Here is a 16,984-nt window from a genome sequence, read left to right on the forward strand (position 1 = left end):
CGGCACACCCCCTCCCGACATGAGAAAATACCGCCCATGAACGCTGCTTCGTCACCGCAGGAAACCGCGCGCGGCCACGGTCGCCGCACGTTGCTGCTGCTGTTCGCCGTGTTCTTCGGCGCCATGGCATTGGCCGGCGTGCTGCGCTTCACGGGCTGGCAGCCTGCCGCCCATAAAAACGTGGGCCAGCTGCTGCAGCCGCCGGTGGACCTGCGCGGGCAGCCACCGCAGTTGGCCAGCGGCGCCCTGTATCCGTGGAAGGGCGAGAAAAAGATCTGGCGCATCCTCGTCGCGCCGCCTGCCACCTGCGCCGAACAGTGCGTCACTTTGTCGCAGGGACTGGCCAAGGTGTGGCAGCTGTTCGGCCATAACGCCGATAATGTCGACATCCTCTGGCTGGGAACGCCGCCGGCGCCCCTCGCTGGAACCCCCGCATTGCGCGCGCTGGCTCCCTCGCCGGCACTGCGCGCTGCTTTGCCCGGTGTCGATGACCCGTCCGGCGTGCCGGTCTATGTCGTCGACCCGAACGGCTTCGTGATCCTGCGCCATGCGCCCGGCACCGACCTCGGTGGCCTGCGCAAGGACCTGTCCACGTTGCTGAAACTGAAGTGAGTCCCGTTAGATGAGTCTTTCCACGCGTCCGGCGCTGCACCGCAATTTCCACCGCCTGGCGTGGTTCGCGATGATCATGACCGCGAGCACCATCCTGTTCGGTGCCTTCGTGCGCCTGTCCGATGCCGGACTGAGCTGCCCGGACTGGCCGACCTGCTACGGCCAGGCCACGTGGCCGCAGCACGTGGAAGAAACCATCGGACACCCGGCCGCGGAGATCCGTCCGCTGGAGACGCACAAAGCCTGGCGCGAGCAGGTACATCGCTTCCTCGCCGGCGCGCTGGGCATCGAGATCCTTACCCTGGCCCTGCTGGCCACGCGTCGCCGTCGCCTCGGCAGCACGGCGGTCGTGACCGCCTGCGCACTGGTGGCGGCGGGCATACCGCTGTACATGACCGGCTGGCATGCAACGGCCAGCGTCCTGGCCCTCACCGGTGAGGTGATCCTGCTGATCGCCGCGTTCCGCTGGAGCAACAGCGACCTGGCGCGCGCGGCGGTGCTGACCCTGGCGGTGGTCATCTTCCAGGCGCTGCTCGGCATGTGGACGGTCACCTGGCTGCTCAAGCCGATCGTGGTGATGGGCCACCTGCTGGGTGGCATGCTGATGTTCGCGATGCTGGCCTGGATGGCGTGGCGCGCCACCCACCTGCCCATCACCCTGGCCGAAGCGCCGAAGCTGAAATGGCTGCTGCGCATCGGCATCGCCGTGTTGACCGCGCAGATTGCACTGGGCGGCTGGGTCAGTGCGAACTACGCCGCGCTCGCCTGCGGCGGTGGCAGCCTGTCGCTGGACAATTTCCCGCGCTGTGCCAACCAGTGGTGGCCACAGCAGAACTTCGCCGAAGGCTTCACCCTGTGGCGTGGCATCGGCGTGGATTACGAAGGCGGCATCCTCGACGGAGCATCGCGCATCGCCATCCAGATGGGCCACCGCATGTTCGCCATCGTGGTGGCGCTCTACCTGGTGTGGCTGGGCATCCGCTTGTTCCGCACGCCGAGCATGCGCGGCTGGGCCGTGGCGTTGATCGTGGCACTGGTCGCGCAGATCAGCCTGGGCATCGCCAACGTCAAGATGGCGCTGCCGTTGCCGGTGGCCGTGCTGCACAACGGCGGTGCCGTGGTGCTGTTGTTCGTGATGGTCAGCCTGCTGGCCCGACTGCGGGCACCGGACTGACGCCATGGCCAATTATCGTCAGTACTGGGACCTGACCAAGCCGAAGGTCGTCGCCCTCATCGTATTCACCGCGCTGGTCGGCATGGTGCTCGCCATCCCCGGTGTGCCCAGCTGGGAGCAGGTCCGCCTCGGTGCCCTGGGCTTCTTCGGCATCTGGTTGGCGGCGTCGGCAGCGGCGGCCATCAACCAACTGCTGGATGCCAAGATCGACGCACAGATGGCGCGTACGTCATGGCGCCCGCTGGTGGTCGGCAAGGTCAAGCCGTGGCAGGTGCTCGCCTTCGCCGGTGCGCTGATCGTGCTGTCGATGACCATCCTGGTGGTGTGGGTGAATGTCATCACCGCGATCCTCACCTTCGCCTCGCTGATCGGCTACGCGGTGATCTACACCGTGTACCTGAAGCGTGCGACCTCGCAGAACATCGTCATCGGTGGATTGGCCGGCGCGATGCCGCCGATGCTCGGCTGGGCCGCCGTGACCGGCATGCAGACCTCCGCCGACTGGTGGTACTCCGCGCTGCTGGTGCTGATCATCTTCATCTGGACGCCGCCGCATTTCTGGGCGCTGGCGATCTTCCGCCGCGAAGACTACGCCAAGGCGAAGATCCCGATGCTGCCGGTCACCCACGGCGTGGTGCACACCCGCAAGCAGATCCTGGCGTACTCGATCGTGCTCGCCCTCATCTGCGTGCTGCCGTACGTGGTTGGCATGAGCGGTCCGTTCTACCTGGGCGGCGCGATCGTGCTCAACGCCGTGTTCCTCTGGTACGCCTGGCGCATGCAGAACCCGCCGGACGAACTGTTCTCGATGAAGATGTTCAACTGGTCGGTGGTCTACCTGATGGCGCTGTTCGCGTTCCTGCTGGTGGACCACTGGATACTGCCCTGGCTGTAACGCGCTGATCCCGGCGGGGTGCGCTGACGGCCAGCGGCCGTCACTACCGGAAGCCTGTTCTGGTAGCGCCGAGCCATGCTCGGCGGAATGTGTCAGGCGTCCCTTCAGTCAATCCCGAGCGGAGCGTGTCGGTGTCCATGACGCTTTGAACTTGGTCGCCCTCCCGCCGCCTGTCGGTGAACTCCGAACGAGTTGCCTGTACTTAGCGCATCCCGTTGTGCAGCATGTAACGGAGGTCGCCGTTTGAAACACTACGCGTTCAAAAAGGCCCGACCCGCAGTAATGCTTGCCGCTTGTGTCTCAACACGGTGGTGACATGAGAACGCTGCTGCTCTACTTGCTATTGCTCGCCCTCTTCCAAAGCAGCCTTGCGCAAGCAGAAGGACCCGAGGGTTCACAGGAGGCGCTCAGCGCATGGCTGACCGAGATCACCATGAACTGGGCGACCACCGCGAACCACGATCTCACTCCTGACCTGAGGCCCGGGGGCGACCCTCTGGTAACGACAGCCATCGAAGCGCTCAACGCACCCGCTGAAGTCAAAGCCCTTCTCCGTGCGCGGATAGCTCGACAGCGCGGCGACGATGTCAGCGCCGCTGCACGCCCCATTCCTGCTGTCGCCTTGTTGTTGTCTCAACTGCCCCGGAAGGTCTTTCCTGACGAGGTACTTCGCCAGCGGCTTGCGCTGCCGCCGGCAGATGTCAGCGGTACCCCGCTCGCAAAAGCGAAACTGCTCGATACCTCATGGGCGGGAACACGCATTGGAATCAATGCGACCGGGTTGAGTCGGAGCTTTCTGCTGGATGGGACAAGCTTCATCGAACTCAATGAGGAAGACTATCGACAAAGGAATGGGCAGATCATCCAGTTCGAGGAAGCTCTCAACACCCGGGTCAATTCGTACCCGGCGGCGGCGAGCACGAGGCGTGGCGTGAACGGAGGTGGCATGGCAACGCTCATCTGGGCAACGGACGCAAAGTTCTTCAGTCTGACCTTGGTGACCGACCACGGTGACGCTATCGTGCAGGGCGCCGCGCTATTGAAGCGCATCGCCGAGGGCATTGAGGGCTAGGTCAGCGTTGGGCGTAGCAGCGCCTTGTGTTTCCAGATGCTACTGGAATGATGTTGCTCCAGCTTTGGTAGCGCCGAGCCATGCTCGGCGAAAGTGTCAGAACCTTCATGCAAACAGCCGCCGAGCATGGCTCGGCGCTACCGGGTTATCGGGCTTTTTTGGCGTAGCGCTGGGCGATGATGCTTCGGCCCTGGTAGCGCCGAGCCACGCTCGGCGGAAAGTGTCAGACCGTCCGTGCAGACAGCCGCCGAGCATGGCTCGGCGCTACCGGGTTATCGGGTTTCTCTGGCGTAGCGCTGGGCGATGATGCCGCACACGATCAACTGGATCTGGTGGTAGATCATCACCGGCAGCACGATCGCGCCGAGGCTGCCGCCGGCAAACAGCACCTTGGCGATCGGGATGCCGGTGGCTAGGCTTTTCTTCGAGCCGCAGAACACGATCGCGATCTCGTCTTCGCGACTGAATTTCAGGCGGCGCGCGATGAAGGTGATCAGCGGCATCGCGATGCCCAGGATCACCGCTGCCACCACGGCCACGGTGAACAGTGAAAGCAGCGGGGTCTTCGACCACAGGCCCTCGGTCACCGCCGCACCGAAGGCGGAATACACCACCAGCAGGATGGTGGCCTGGTCGGTGTAGCGCAGCAGCGCCCGCTGGCGTTCCACCCAGCCGGCGATCCACGGTCGCAGCAGATGGCCGGCCACGAACGGCACCAGCAACTGCAGCATGATGCCGCCAATAGCTTCCAGCGGATTGTGGATGCCGCCCTGCGTACCGGCCAGTGCGGTCAGCAGCAGGGGCGTCAGGAACACGCCAAGGATGGACGACAGCGACGCGCTGCACACGGCTGCCGGGACGTTGCCGCGCGCCATCGAAGTGAACGCGATCGACGACTGCACGGTGGAGGGCAGGGTGCACAGGAACAACACGCCCAAGTACAGCTCCGGCGTCAGCAGCCACCCGGACAGCGGATGGAACAGCAGCCCGATCAACGGGAACAGTACGAACGTGCACGCCAGGATCAGCAGGTGCAGCCGCCAGTGCAGCAGGCCGCCGATCACCGCTTCGCGCGGCAGTCGCGCGCCGTGCAGGAAGAACAGCAGGCCGATCGCTACATTGGTGACATCATCCAGGACCATCGCCGCGGCCCCGGTCATCGGCAGCAGTGAGGCCAGCAGTACGGTGCCGAGCAGGGCGAGGGTGAAGTTGTCCGGTCGCAGTCGCGACCACCAGCGTGTCATGTCGGGCAGGCTCCTTGGCGGGTGCCCACGCGATCAGATGCGCAGGCTGGCGCGGGCCTTGAGCAGCTCGCGCATTTCGAATTTGTCAGTATCGTCCAAGCCGTGTTGTCGCTGCTTGGCGTTAAGGTCTTCGATGCGCTGGAACAACAGCTGCTTCTCCAGCTGACCTACCGCGTCGTGCAGTTCTTCGGTCCACAGGGTTTCATCGCCCGCCATGCTCTGCGCGGCCAGCGTATGCAGCGATGCCTGCTCCTCGCGGCCGTCGAAGTGTTCCAGCAAGGCGCCGGTGCTGATGTCCGGACGCTGTTCGACCAGCGACAGCAACTCCAGCAGGAGCTCCACGCCGGGCAGGCGCAGGCCATGGAAATGGTGGCGACCGCCGAGGGACATCGCCAGCGAGGGCTGCTGCAGCAGGATCGCGATCGCGGCGCGCACCAGGCTGCGTTTGGCCACCGGGGCGATCGGACGGCCAGCCAGTCGCGGCTGCGGCACCGCGCGCTGGGCCGCATTGGCACCCAGCCCCGTCACCACCGACAGCTGCTGCTTCATCAGGTCACCGAAGGCGCCATCGGGGATCTGCGCCAGCATCGGCTTGGCCCGCTCAGCCAGGCGCGCCTTGCCGTCCAGCGTGCCCAGGTTGATCTCGCGCGACAGCTCGTCGAAGAAGAACTGCGACAGCGGCGTGGCCGCCTTCAGGCGTGCATCGAAGGCCTCGGCGCCTTCCTTGCGCACGATGGTGTCCGGGTCTTCGCCGTCGGGCAGGAACAGGAAAAACGCCTGTCGGCCATCTTTCATGCGCGGCAACACCGATTCCAGCGCCTTCCAGCCCGCGCGGCGTCCAGCGGCATCGCCATCGAAGCAGAAGAACACATCCGGCGCGTTGCGGAACAGCAGCTCGGCGTGGTCCGGCGTGGTCGCCGTGCCCAGCGTCGCCACCGCTTGGGTGACGCCGAACTGGAACAGCGAGACCACGTCCATATAGCCCTCGACCACGATCAACCGCTCGATCTTCTGGTTGGCCTGGCGCACCTGCCACAACCCGTACAGCTCGCGCCCCTTGTGGAACAGCGCGGTCTCCGGCGAGTTGAGGTACTTCGGGCCATCGTCTTTTTCGAAGACACGGCCACCAAAGGCGATCACCCTGCCACGGCGGTCGAAGATCGGGAACATCACCCGGTCGCGGAACTTGTCGTAGACATGGCCGCGGTCGTTCTTGGAGAACAGACCGGCGCGGTCCAGCAGCTTCATCCGCCGCTCGTCCTTGCCCAGTGCATCGCGCAGCCCGCTGTAGCCATCCGGCGCATAACCGATCTGGAAGCGCGCGCGGTTCTCTTCGTCGACGCCACGGCCGTCCAGATAGCTGCGTGCCTTCTCGCTGTCTTCCAGATTCTTCTGGAAGAAGCGCGCGGCAGCGTCCAGGGCCGAATACAGTTCGCGCCCCTCATCCTGTTGCTGCGCGCTGCGCGGGTTCTCGTTGCGCGGCACTTCCATGCCGACCCGCTTGGCCAGTTCGTCCACCGCGTCGAGGAACTCGAGGCGGTCGTAATTCATCAGGAAGCTGATCGCCGTGCCATGCGCGCCGCAGCCGAAGCAGTGATAGAACTGCTTGGTCGGGGACACCGTGAACGAGGCCGAGCGTTCGTCATGGAACGGGCAGCGTGCCGCGTATTCCTTGCCTTGGCGCTTCAGGGGAACGCGACTGCCCACCACTTCGACGATGTCGGAGCGGGCAAGCAGGTCGTCGATGAACGCGTCGGGGATGCGGGCCATGGCCACCAGCAGGTGCACGGCCAGGGCGGCCGCGCGGGGCAGAAAGATCAGGCCCCTAGTTTACCTGTTGGCGACGGTCTCGCCCGGCTCTGGCGGTGTGATGCCGGCGGCGACGAGATGGGTACGCGCGCGCAGGCGCTCGTCGATCACCGAGGTCATCACCGCACCCACGAAGAACACCACCATCGCGTAGTAGATCCAGACCAGCGAGATCACCAGCGCGCCCATTGATCCATACGCACTGCCCGGCGCAACCTGGGCGATGTATACGCCGATGCCGTAGCGACCCAAGGCGAACAGCGCCGAGGTGATGGCGCCGCCGATGAAAGCCTGTCGCCACGCCACGCGCCGGTCGGGCAGGTAGTGGTACATGAAGGCGAAGGCCACGGTGTACAGCAACAGGGTGCTGAGGTAACCCAGTGCCGGCAGCAGCGAGGGCAGCTGCGCGAACGCCACCTGCAGCATCGTGGTGGCGGTCATGGAGACGACCAGCAGGAAACCCAGCGCCAGCACCACGCCGAAGGAGAAAACACGCTTGCGCAGCCACGCCGCCAAGCCATCCAGGCGCTCGCCACTGGTGCGGAAGATCAGGTTCAGCGCGTTCTGCAACTGCGCGAAGACCGCGGTGGCACCGATGAACAACAACAACGTGCTCCAGATGCCGGCCAGCGATCCGATGTTGGGCTGGTTGTCGGCGTTCTTCAGCACGGTCTCGGCGACCGTCGCCACGCTGCTGCCGGCCGCCGTTGCGATCTGATCAACCAGCGCCTGCTGTGCGGGCGGATACAGCGATGCGGTCAGCCACAGCAGCAGCACCAGCAGCGGGGCCATCGACAGCAAGGCATAGAACGAGACTGCGGCTGCCTGGCTCAGCACGTCGACTTCGATGAAGCGGTTGATCACCGCCATCGGGAAGCTGCGCTGCAGCCGGTCGACATATTTGCGCAGCGGCGCGGGCACAGGACTGTGCGCGGTGGCGGCGGTGGCGGCGGGGGTGTGGGTCGGATCGGACATGCGGGCTGTTTTACCAGCCGCAGGTCGAAGAAAGGGTGAAGCGTGAAGCGAAGCTAGCGCCGAGCCCTGCTCGGCGGCTTTCCCTTGAAGCGTTCTGACCCTGTCCGCCGAGCATGGCGCGCCACCACCAGGGCAGAAGTGCGCAGGCGTTTACGTCAGCCCGCGAGCTGCTGCTTGACCAGCTTGGACACCAGGCCCATGTCGGCCTGGCCGGCGAGCTTCGGCTTCAGCGCGCCCATCAGCTTGCCGATGTCGGCCGGGCTGGCAGCGCCGGTTTCGGCAACGGCCGCCTGGATCGCCGCGATGATCTCCGCTTCGCCCATCTTGGCCGGCAGGTAGCGCTCGATCACCACCATTTCCTCGCGCTCGATCTGTGCCAGATCTTCGCGGTTGGCGGCTTCGTACTGGCTGATCGAGTCCTTGCGCTGCTTGACCATCTTGTCCAGCACGGCAATGACGGCCACGTCGTCCAGTTCGATACGCTCGTCCACTTCCTTCTGCTGGACGGCAGCCTTGATCAGGCGGACCACACCCAGGGTGTGCTTGTCGCCGCTCTTCATGGCGGCCTTCATGTCGTCGTTGAGCTGCAGCTTCATGTTCATGGGGGCACCTCGTGTGTCGATGGTCGGGCAGATAGGGGCATCGGGAACGGATTCCCGGGAACGCAAAAAGCCGGCGACGCTTGCGCGTGCCGGCTTCAACCTCACCGCGACAGGCAGGACCTGTCGCCATGAGTGCGTCCGATCAGTACAGGCGCTGACGCTTGGTAACGTCGCGCGACGAACGGCGCAGCTGACGCTTTACTGCAGCAGCAGCCTTGCGCTTACGTTCCTGGGTCGGCTTTTCGTAAAACTCGCGCTTACGGGTTTCGGCCAGCACACCGGCCTTTTCGCAAGTGCGCTTGAAGCGGCGAAGAGCAAACTCAAAAGGTTCGTTCTCGCGGACTTTGACGCTGGGCATGGAATCTCCGGACACTGTGTAGAACCGGGTCTATACCCGGCGAGCCGCACATTATAGCGGCGGTTCGATAAACTGCAAGCGCCCCTGCCTGAATACGGGCCGGTTTTCTTGCATCTCAAGGGACTGCATCGCCCCTGAGGAGCACGCAGGGGGCGCATAATACACCACATGAGAGTCCTGGGTATTGAATCTTCGTGCGATGAGACCGGCGTGGCGGTGTATGACACCGACCTGACCGGCATCGAGGCCCTGCGCGCCCACGCGGTGTACAGCCAGATCGCGTTGCACGCCGAGTACGGCGGGGTGGTGCCTGAACTGGCCAGCCGTGACCATGTGCGCAAGTTGCTGCCGCTGATCCGGCAGACGCTGGACGAGGCCGGGATGGGCGTCAACGACATCGACGGGGTGGCCTACACGGCCGGCCCCGGGCTGGTCGGCGCGTTGCTGGTCGGTGCCGGCGTGGCCCGTTCGCTGGCATGGGCATTGGACGTGCCGGCGGTGGGTGTACACCATATGGAAGGCCATCTGCTGGCTCCGCTGATGGAAGACGACCCGCCGCAGGCCCCGTTCGTGGCGCTGCTGGTATCCGGTGGCCATACCCAGCTGGTGGCGGTGGACGCCATCGGCCGGTATCGCTTGCTGGGTGAGACCCTGGACGATGCCGCCGGCGAAGCCTTCGACAAGACCGCCAAGATGATGGGGCTGCCGTATCCGGGCGGTCCGCAGTTGGCCGCGCTGGCCGAACAGGGGCGTCCGGGCGCGTTCCGCTTCTCGCGGCCGATGACCGACCGGCCGGGGCTGGATTTCAGTTTTTCCGGATTGAAGACCCAGGTGCTGCTGGCATGGCGCGACAGCGACCAGACCGAGCAGACCCGTGCCGACATCGCCCGCGGCTTTGAAGACGCGGTGGTGGAAACACTGGTGATCAAATGCGGCCGCGCGCTGGAGGCGGCAGGCACCAATGTCATCGTCGTGGCCGGTGGCGTGGGGGCGAACAAACGCCTGCGCGTGCGCCTGCAGGAGATGGCGTCCAAGCTGGGCGGCCGCGCCTGTTTTCCGCGTCCGGCGCTGTGCACCGACAACGGCGCGATGATCGCCTTCGCCGGCGCGCTGCGGCTGCAGGCCGGCCAGCACACTCCGCCGCGCGTGGACGTCACTCCTCGTTGGGACATGGCGACGCTGCCGGCTGTGTAAGGAAACGCGGTTGCTGATCAGCGCATGTCGCATACGCCTTGTACAAACGTGACAAATTGAAGTTCATCGATCAACCGGTTTCCGACGCTTGGCCGTGGTGGCCCGGCAGCGCCTGAAATCATCGAATGAGCCGTCGCAGCGGGCTACCCGTTCACGCCCCGTCCCTGCACCCCACGCCCGGTCCCGTTACCATGGCCGCCTCATTCGCTGGGCATCGGGCATGGACAAGGTATTCATCGAAGGGCTGGAAATCGACGCCCTGATCGGCATTTACGATTGGGAGCGCCGTATCCGCCAGACGCTGGTGTTCGACCTGGAAATGGGCTTCGACAATCGCCGCCCGGCTGCCAGCGACAACATCGAGCACACGCTGAACTACAAGGCGGTGAGCAAGCGGCTGGAAGAGTACGTGCGTGCTTCTGACTTCGGCCTCGTGGAAACCCTGGCCGAGCGCTGTGCCGAGATCGTCCTGCAGGAGTTCGATGTGCACTGGCTGCGGCTGAAACTCAGCAAGCCCGGTGCCGTACGCGGCGCCCGTGCCGTCGGCGTGATCATCGAGCGCGAACGCGCGCGCTGACGGCCAGTAGTGCCGACCGGTAACGCCGACCGGTAGTGCCGACTTCAGTCGGCACGCAATCTCCCGGCACACACCCCCGACAACCCGAAACACAACTGAAACAGCAGGAGACACAACTGATGGTGGATGCGGTAGTAATCGTGAACTGGCTGGACAAGCTGCAGGATTCCCTGGCGCCCTACCCGGGTGCGTACCTCGGCCTGATGCTGTCGGCGCTGGTGATCGCCGCGTTCGTCGCCAACTGGGTCACCAAGCGCATCCTGCTTCGCGGCCTGCGTCGCCTGATCGCCCGCCTGCCCGGTGCCGATTCCGGCCGTGGCAGCAACGTCATGCGGGTCATCGCGCGCCTGTCCAACGTCGTGCCCAGCCAGGTCATCGCCTCCGGCATCACCTATGTACCGGACCTGCCGGCGGGCTTGGTCGCCTTCATCGTCGCCGCCTGCCAGGCATGGGCGATCCTGACCGTCTCGCTGGCGATATCGCATGGGCTCGACGCCGCCAACGATCTGTACGAGCGTCGGCCGGACGCGCGCAACAAGCCGATCAAGGGTTACCTGCAGGTGGCGAAGATCGTCATCTTCGCCATCGCCGGCCTGGCGATCGTCGCCACCCTCGCCGGTGTCGAGCTGCGCTACCTGGTGACCGGCCTGGGTGCCGCCACCGCGGTCCTCATGCTGGTCTTCCAGGACACCATCCTGTCGTTGGTCGCCAGCGTGCAGATCAGCGGCGACGGCCGGATCCGCCTGGGCGACTGGATCGAAATGCCCAGCCAGAATGCCGATGGCGATGTCATCGATATCGCCCTGCATACGGTCACCGTGCAGAACTGGGACAAGACCATCACCACCATCCCGACCAAGAAGCTGGTGACCGAGTCCTTCAAGAACTGGCGCGGCATGCAGGAGTCCGGTGGACGGCGGATCAAGCGCTCGCTGTACCTGGACCAGCACAGTGTCGGCTTCATGGCGCCGGAAGTCCGCACCCGCATCGGCCACTTCGCGCTGCTGGGCGACTACCTGAAGACCAAGGACGAGGAACTGGCGGCCTGGAATGCCGAGCTTCGCGAACGCGGCGCCGACGAGATCAACAGCCGCCGGGTCACCAACCTGGGCACGTTCCGGGCGTACGTGGACCGCTACCTGCGCAGCCACCCCGGTATCAACACGGACATGACCCTGATGGTGCGCCAGCTGGAGCCGACCACCGAGGGCCTGCCGCTGGAGCTGTACTGCTTCACCCGCAGCACGGCATGGGTGGAATATGAGGGCGTGCAGTCCGACATCTTCGACCATTTGCTGGCGGTCCTGCCGGCCTTCGGCCTGCGCGTATTCCAGTCATCCAGCGACGCCATGCTGATGACCGCCCGCGACGCTGCCCGCTGATAGGCCGGGTGCTTTAATCTGACCCCCTGGCCTTGCGGCCAACCGCACAGACCGGGTCCACATGAACGCAGAAGATGCGCACATATGGACCCGATACCGATAGAATGTCGGCACTGAAAACGTTTACATCAAGGACACCCGGTGGCTTCCGAACGTATCGAATCCCTCATTGCACAGATGACCCTGGAAGAAAAAGTGGGTCAGCTGGGCGTGTTCGCCGACATGGTTCGCCCCTTTGCACCGGATGTGAACCCGGAAGCCAACGTGAGCAACGCCGACCAGGTGCTGCAGCAGGTCCGTGAAGGCAAGGTCGGCTCGCTGTTCAACGGCGTGGGCGCCGAACTGGGCCGCCGCATCCAGCAGGTTGCGCTGGAAGAAAGCCGCCTGGGCATCCCGGTGATCCTGGCGGCCGATGTCATCCACGGCATGCGCACCGTGTTCCCGATTCCGCTGGGTGAAGCAGCCAGCTTCGAGCCCGACCTGGCCCGCCGCACCGCGCGTGCCACGGCGGTGGAAGCGACGGCCGCCGGGCTGCACTGGACCTATGCACCGGCGGTGGACATCGCCCGTGACCAGCGCTGGGGCCGTGGTGCGGAAGGCGCGGGCGAAGACGTGGTGCTGGGCTGTGCGTTTGCCGCCGCCCGCGTGCGCGGTTTCCAGGGCGATGACCTGCGTGCGGATGACGCGCTGCTTGCCACGCCGAAGCATTTCGCTGCCTACGGTGCAGTGATGGCGGGCATGGAATACAACATGGTGGACATCTCGCCGCAGACCCTGCGCGACGTGCACCTGCCGCCGTTCAAGGCCGCCTTCGATGCCGGTGCAGTCACCGTGATGTCCTCGTTCAACGACATCAACGGCGTGCCCGCCAGTGCCAATGCGGAGCTGCTGACCGACATCCTGCGCGGTGAGTGGAACTTCCCCGGCGTGGTGATCTCCGATTACACCGCCGACATGGAACTGGTGGCACACGGTTATGCCGCCGACGACCGCGACGCCACGGCCAAGGCATTCACCGCCGGGCTGGACCTGAGCATGCAGAGCGGCTTCTATGCCGAACACCTGCCGGGCCTGGTGGAAAGTGGTGAAGTGCCGATGTCGGTGCTGGACGAAGGGGTGCGTCGCATCCTGTGGCTGAAGGAAACCATCGGCCTGTTCGACAACCCGTACCGTTCGCTGGATCCGGCACGCGAAGCCGATGACGCGCACATCGTGGCCCATGACGCGCTCTCGCGTGATGCGGCGCGCCGCTCCATCGTGCTGCTGAAGAACGAACACGCCGCCTTGCCGCTGCGCAAGACCGGCCAGAAGATCGCGCTGATCGGCCCGTTCGTGCAGGACCGCGAGAACATCGAAGGCTGCTGGACGCTGTTCGGTGACAAGGAACGCTATGTCGACCTGGAAACCGGCGTGCGCGCGGCCATCGCCGACGAAGCGCAGCTGGAAGTGGTGCCGGGTTGTGACCTCGAAGCGGCCGTCAGCGGTGGCATCGAAGCAGCGGTAGCGGCTGCCCTGCGCGCCGACGTGGTGGTGCTGGCCCTGGGCGAACCGCAGCGGTACAGCGGCGAAGCACAGTCGCGCGTGGAGATCACCCTGCCGCCCGCGCAGCAGGCGCTGGCCGAAGCGGTGGCGATGACCGGCAAGCCGCTGGTGGTGCTGCTGCGCAATGGTCGCGCGCTGGCCCTGCAGGGCGCGGTGCGCAATGCGCAGGCCGTGGCCATCACGTGGTACCTGGGCACGCAGACCGGCCACGCCGTGGCCGATGTGCTGTTCGGTGACTACAACCCGTCCGCACGTCTGCCGGTGAGCTTCCCGCAGGTGTCCGGCCAGCAGCCCTATTTCTACAACCATCCGCGTACCGGCCGTCCGGAACTGCCGACCATGTCGGAGTTCAAGGCACGCTGGCGCGAGATCCCGAACGAGCCGCTGTACCCGTTCGGCCATGGCATCAGCTACACCAGCTTCGCCTACGGCGTACCGCAGCTGAGTGCAGCCCGCCTGGGCTGGGATGACACGCTGACCGTCACCACCACGCTGACCAACACCGGCAGCGTGGCCGGCGAAGAAGTGGTGCAGCTGTACGTGCATGACCGCGTTGCCAGCCGCGTGCGCCCGGTGCGTGAGCTGAAGGATTTCCGCAAGGTCATGCTGCAGCCGGGCGAGTCGGTCGAGGTGGCGTTCACCGTGCACCGTTCGCAGCTGGAGTTCACCGGCCGCGACAATGTGCTGCGTGCGGAGCCGGGGCTGTTCGACCTGTGGGTGTGTGCCTCGGCGATCAGTGGTTCACCGGTGCAGTTCGAGCTGCTCGCGGGCTGACGCGATCAACGCGCCTGCGGGCGCGTTGCACGGGTCTGCCAACACGGCGCACACGCGTCTGCGGCCCGTCATGCATGCCCGGCTCACGTTGGCCGGGCTAGGCTGGTGGTGACCGATTCTGACGGAGTCACCGATGCGCCTGACACGACGTTTCTCATTGCCGTTGCTGCTTGCCAGCCCCTTGCTGCTGGCCGCCTGCAGCCCTTCCGCCGCGCCACCCGCTGCTGACGAAGCCGCGCCGCCGCCGATGACGGGCGCAGCGCCTGCACAGCCTGATACGCCGACGCCCCCGCCGATGACGGCCGCACCCGATGACCGCACTGCGTCTGCCGTGGAGTCCGGGCCCAACGCACCGGCAGACGCCGCAGCGCAGGACGCCGGCCAGGCGCGTACCCGCATCGAGCGGGTGCTCGGGGATGCGGACAGCTATGAACGCGTATTCAAGGCGCTGCAGCAGGGCGTTGCCAGCGAAGACCGTGCCGCGGTCGCCACGCTGATGCGCTATCCCTTGCGTGTCGAAACCGCAGCCGGCAAGCGCGAAATCGCCGATGCCGCTGCGTTCCAGCACGACTACGCACAGATCATCACCAAGCCGGTCGCGCAGGCGATCGCCGCGCAGTCCTTCGACACCGTGTTCGCGAACCAGCAGGGCGTGATGATCGGCAGCGGCCAGGTCTGGTTGAACGGCACCTGCGTGGACCAGGCGTGCAGCCGCAGCGACGTGAAGGTCGTGACCATCCAGGAGTAACGCGCGTCCCGCGAGGGGCGGGGTCGGATCATCTTCGCGCTGCGAAAGGGATCCGACCCCGGTTGCTCAGCCCTTGGGGGTCAGCTTCAGCAGCTTGCCGTCCTTGCCATCTTCCAGGATCCAGACCGCACCGTCAGGTCCCTGCTCGACTTCGCGGATGCGTGCGCCCATGTCGAAGCGCTCCGCCTCACGCGCGTTCTCGCCGTCGAACGTCACGCGCACCAGCGCCTGCGACGACAGGCCGCCGATGAAGCCGCTGCCCTTCCACTGGGGGAACAGGTCGCCGCTGTAGATCATGAAGCCGGCAGGCGAAATCACCGGATTCCAGGTGATCTTCGGCGCCGCGAATTCCGGGCGCGTGCTGTGGTCCGGGATCGGCCGCCCATCGTAATGGTCGCCATTGGAGACGATCGGATACCCGTAGTTCTCGCCGCGGGTGATCAGGTTCAACTCGTCGCCGCCGGCCGGGCCCATCTCGTGCACCCACAGCTTGCCGCTGCCGTCGAAGGCGATGCCGAGCATGTTGCGGTGGCCCAGCGACCACACCTGCGCGGCGACGCCACCCTGCGAAACGAACGGATTGTCTGCCGGCACACTGCCGTCGTCGTTCAACCGGATCAGCTTGCCGAGATTGCTCTTCATGTCCTGTGCGGGATCGAACTTCTGCCGCTCGCTGGAGGTGATCCAGAGCTTGCCATCCGGGCCGAACGCAATGCGGTGGCCGTAGTGGCCGTTCCCGCTGACCTTCGCATCCTGCCGCCAGATCACCGACAGGTCCTGCAGCGTGCCGCCGCCCTTGCCATCGAGTACCAACTTGGCACGCGCCACGGCCGCACCGCGCGTATCGTTGCTGCCCTGTTCGGCGTAGCTCAGATACACCAGCTGATTACTGGCAAACGCGGGATGCAGCACGACATCGCCGAAGCCGCCTTGGCCGCCGTAGGCCACTTTCGGCCCGCCGCTGATTTCGTGCTTCTGCTTGGTGGCGATATCGAAGTGCTGCAGGCGGCCACCTTTCTCGGTCACCAGCAGGCTGCCGTCGGGCAGGAAGGCCATGGCCCACGGCTCATCGAAGCGGGCGAACTCCGTGCTGTTGAACGCGGCCTGTGTCTTCGGTGTCGCGGCGGGGGCCGGTGCATCGGGTGCCGCCGCACTGCAGGCGGTAGTGACGAACACCGGCGTCAAGCCGATGGCGAGGGTGAGAAGCAACTTACGGGTCATGGGTATCTCCAGACGGGGACGCGGATGGCCAACCCCTTCTGTATACCATCCCCGTCGTGCACACCGTGCGCGGCGCGGAAACGACGATGCGCCCACTGAGGGGCGCATCGGGGATCCATCATGTCTCAGCCGTGATCAGAGGCCGCGCTTCGGATCCTTGCCCAGTCGCGGATCGGCCAGCAATGCATCTTCCCAGCCACGCTTCACGGCATGCTGCGCCTGCAGCCATTCCAGGCGGCTCTCTCCGCGCTCGGCGGCCCAACGCGTTTCCAGCTCACGCTCAACCTCTTCGTAGGCACGGATGACATCCTGTGCCCGCGACTGATGGCCGAGGCGGTAGGCGGGCTCGTACTCATCAAACGCCGAGTTGGCATCGAAGTACGGCTCGCTCGGATAGCGCTCACGCCAGTAAGTGGAGAACGTGTCGCGCTGCACACCGTCGTCCGGCACGCGGCCGGGAATCTGATAATCGGGGCTCATTGGGTGGGCTCCGTCTTGGTCATGAGTGAGGCTCCATCATGGCGTAGCGGCGGTTAACGCTCCGGGCCCACGGCGTGAGCGCAACGTGCAGCCGACAGGTGGTGGCTTGCGCCCATGCTGCTAATGCCACCCCGCCACTGCCACCGCTTTGGCAGAGCCGACTTCATTCGGCCGCTCTTGCACCCGCTCTGGTAGAGCCGACTTCAGTCGGCTGCTCTTGCTCTCGCTCTGGTAGAGCCGACTTCAGTCGGCTGCTCTTGCTCCCGCTCTGGTAGAGCCGACTTCAGTCGGCTGCTCTTGCGCGAAATGCAGCCGACTGAAGTCG

General features: G+C 65.4%; 16 protein-coding genes. 9 read left to right on the forward strand and 7 right to left on the reverse strand.

The window, feature by feature from the left end:
* The first annotated feature begins 36 nt into the window (after positions 1–36).
* The 4 genes from IFT65_RS18245 (at position 37) to IFT65_RS18260 (ending at position 3,753) form a co-directional block, all read left to right on the forward strand.
* Positions 37–612 (forward strand): hypothetical protein, encoded by a 576-nt coding sequence (locus IFT65_RS18245; RefSeq protein WP_192082829.1) that lies wholly within the window; start codon positions 37–39, stop codon positions 610–612.
* 10 nt (positions 613–622) lie between these two features.
* Positions 623–1,786 carry a COX15/CtaA family protein gene (locus tag IFT65_RS18250; protein WP_192082830.1) on the forward strand — a complete coding sequence of 388 codons (1,164 nt, stop codon included), beginning with the start codon at positions 623–625 and terminating at the stop codon, positions 1,784–1,786.
* A gap of 4 nt (positions 1,787–1,790) precedes the next feature.
* On the forward strand, positions 1,791–2,681 hold the full coding sequence (gene cyoE, locus IFT65_RS18255) for a heme o synthase (protein ID WP_192082831.1): 891 nt from the start codon (positions 1,791–1,793) through the stop codon (positions 2,679–2,681).
* A gap of 316 nt (positions 2,682–2,997) precedes the next feature.
* The gene (locus IFT65_RS18260) at positions 2,998–3,753 is read left to right on the forward strand and encodes a hypothetical protein (RefSeq protein WP_192082832.1); all 756 of its coding nucleotides are present in this window, start codon (positions 2,998–3,000) and stop codon (positions 3,751–3,753) included.
* Positions 3,754–4,025: 272 nt separating this feature from the next.
* Here the strand turns inward: IFT65_RS18260 and IFT65_RS18265 are convergent, their stop codons facing one another.
* The 5 genes from IFT65_RS18265 to rpsU all read right to left on the reverse strand — a co-directional run bounded on the left by IFT65_RS18265 (position 4,026) and on the right by rpsU (position 8,741).
* A complete protein-coding gene (locus IFT65_RS18265) occupies positions 4,026–4,997 on the reverse strand; it encodes a bile acid:sodium symporter family protein (protein ID WP_188325851.1) in 972 nt (323 codons plus the stop codon).
* Positions 4,998–5,030: 33 nt separating this feature from the next.
* On the reverse strand, positions 5,031–6,767 hold the full coding sequence (dnaG, locus tag IFT65_RS18270; protein WP_192082833.1) for a DNA primase: 1,737 nt from the start codon (positions 6,765–6,767) through the stop codon (positions 5,031–5,033).
* Positions 6,768–6,827: 60 nt separating this feature from the next.
* The gene (locus tag IFT65_RS18275; RefSeq protein WP_249405223.1) at positions 6,828–7,676 is read right to left on the reverse strand and encodes a YihY/virulence factor BrkB family protein; all 849 of its coding nucleotides are present in this window, start codon (positions 7,674–7,676) and stop codon (positions 6,828–6,830) included.
* Positions 7,677–7,936: 260 nt separating this feature from the next.
* Positions 7,937–8,383: a GatB/YqeY domain-containing protein gene (locus IFT65_RS18280; RefSeq protein ID WP_192082835.1), complete on the reverse strand. Its 447-nt coding sequence runs from the start codon at positions 8,381–8,383 to the stop codon at positions 7,937–7,939.
* 142 nt (positions 8,384–8,525) lie between these two features.
* Positions 8,526–8,741 (reverse strand): 30S ribosomal protein S21, encoded by a 216-nt coding sequence (gene rpsU / locus IFT65_RS18285; RefSeq protein ID WP_002808376.1) that lies wholly within the window; start codon positions 8,739–8,741, stop codon positions 8,526–8,528.
* A gap of 168 nt (positions 8,742–8,909) precedes the next feature.
* On the opposite strand from rpsU, the gene tsaD reads away from it, so the two are divergent.
* The 5 genes from tsaD to IFT65_RS18310 all read left to right on the forward strand — a co-directional run bounded on the left by tsaD (position 8,910) and on the right by IFT65_RS18310 (position 14,958).
* The gene (gene tsaD, locus IFT65_RS18290; protein WP_188325855.1) at positions 8,910–9,935 is read left to right on the forward strand and encodes a tRNA (adenosine(37)-N6)-threonylcarbamoyltransferase complex transferase subunit TsaD; all 1,026 of its coding nucleotides are present in this window, start codon (positions 8,910–8,912) and stop codon (positions 9,933–9,935) included.
* A gap of 220 nt (positions 9,936–10,155) precedes the next feature.
* Positions 10,156–10,512, forward strand: a complete 357-nt coding sequence (folB, locus tag IFT65_RS18295) for a dihydroneopterin aldolase (RefSeq protein ID WP_192082836.1) — start codon at positions 10,156–10,158, stop codon at positions 10,510–10,512.
* A gap of 119 nt (positions 10,513–10,631) precedes the next feature.
* Positions 10,632–11,894, forward strand: coding sequence for a mechanosensitive ion channel domain-containing protein (locus IFT65_RS18300; RefSeq protein WP_192082837.1), 1,263 nt, complete (start codon positions 10,632–10,634; stop codon positions 11,892–11,894).
* Positions 11,895–12,035: 141 nt separating this feature from the next.
* Positions 12,036–14,210 (forward strand): glycoside hydrolase family 3 N-terminal domain-containing protein, encoded by a 2,175-nt coding sequence (locus IFT65_RS18305; RefSeq protein WP_192082838.1) that lies wholly within the window; start codon positions 12,036–12,038, stop codon positions 14,208–14,210.
* Between the two features lie 133 nt (positions 14,211–14,343).
* Positions 14,344–14,958, forward strand: coding sequence for a hypothetical protein (locus tag IFT65_RS18310; RefSeq protein WP_192082839.1), 615 nt, complete (start codon positions 14,344–14,346; stop codon positions 14,956–14,958).
* Positions 14,959–15,024: 66 nt separating this feature from the next.
* Here IFT65_RS18310 and IFT65_RS18315 read toward each other — a convergent pair whose 3' ends face one another.
* Together IFT65_RS18315 and IFT65_RS18320 are read right to left on the reverse strand one after the other, a co-directional pair.
* Positions 15,025–16,179 (reverse strand): PQQ-dependent sugar dehydrogenase, encoded by a 1,155-nt coding sequence (locus IFT65_RS18315; protein ID WP_192082840.1) that lies wholly within the window; start codon positions 16,177–16,179, stop codon positions 15,025–15,027.
* Between the two features lie 135 nt (positions 16,180–16,314).
* A complete protein-coding gene (locus IFT65_RS18320) occupies positions 16,315–16,659 on the reverse strand; it encodes a hypothetical protein (protein WP_188325861.1) in 345 nt (114 codons plus the stop codon).
* Positions 16,660–16,984 lie beyond the last annotated feature (325 nt).

The sequence above is a fragment of the Stenotrophomonas sp. CFBP 13725 genome (genome assembly GCF_014841935.1).
GTDB lineage: Bacteria > Pseudomonadota > Gammaproteobacteria > Xanthomonadales > Xanthomonadaceae > Stenotrophomonas.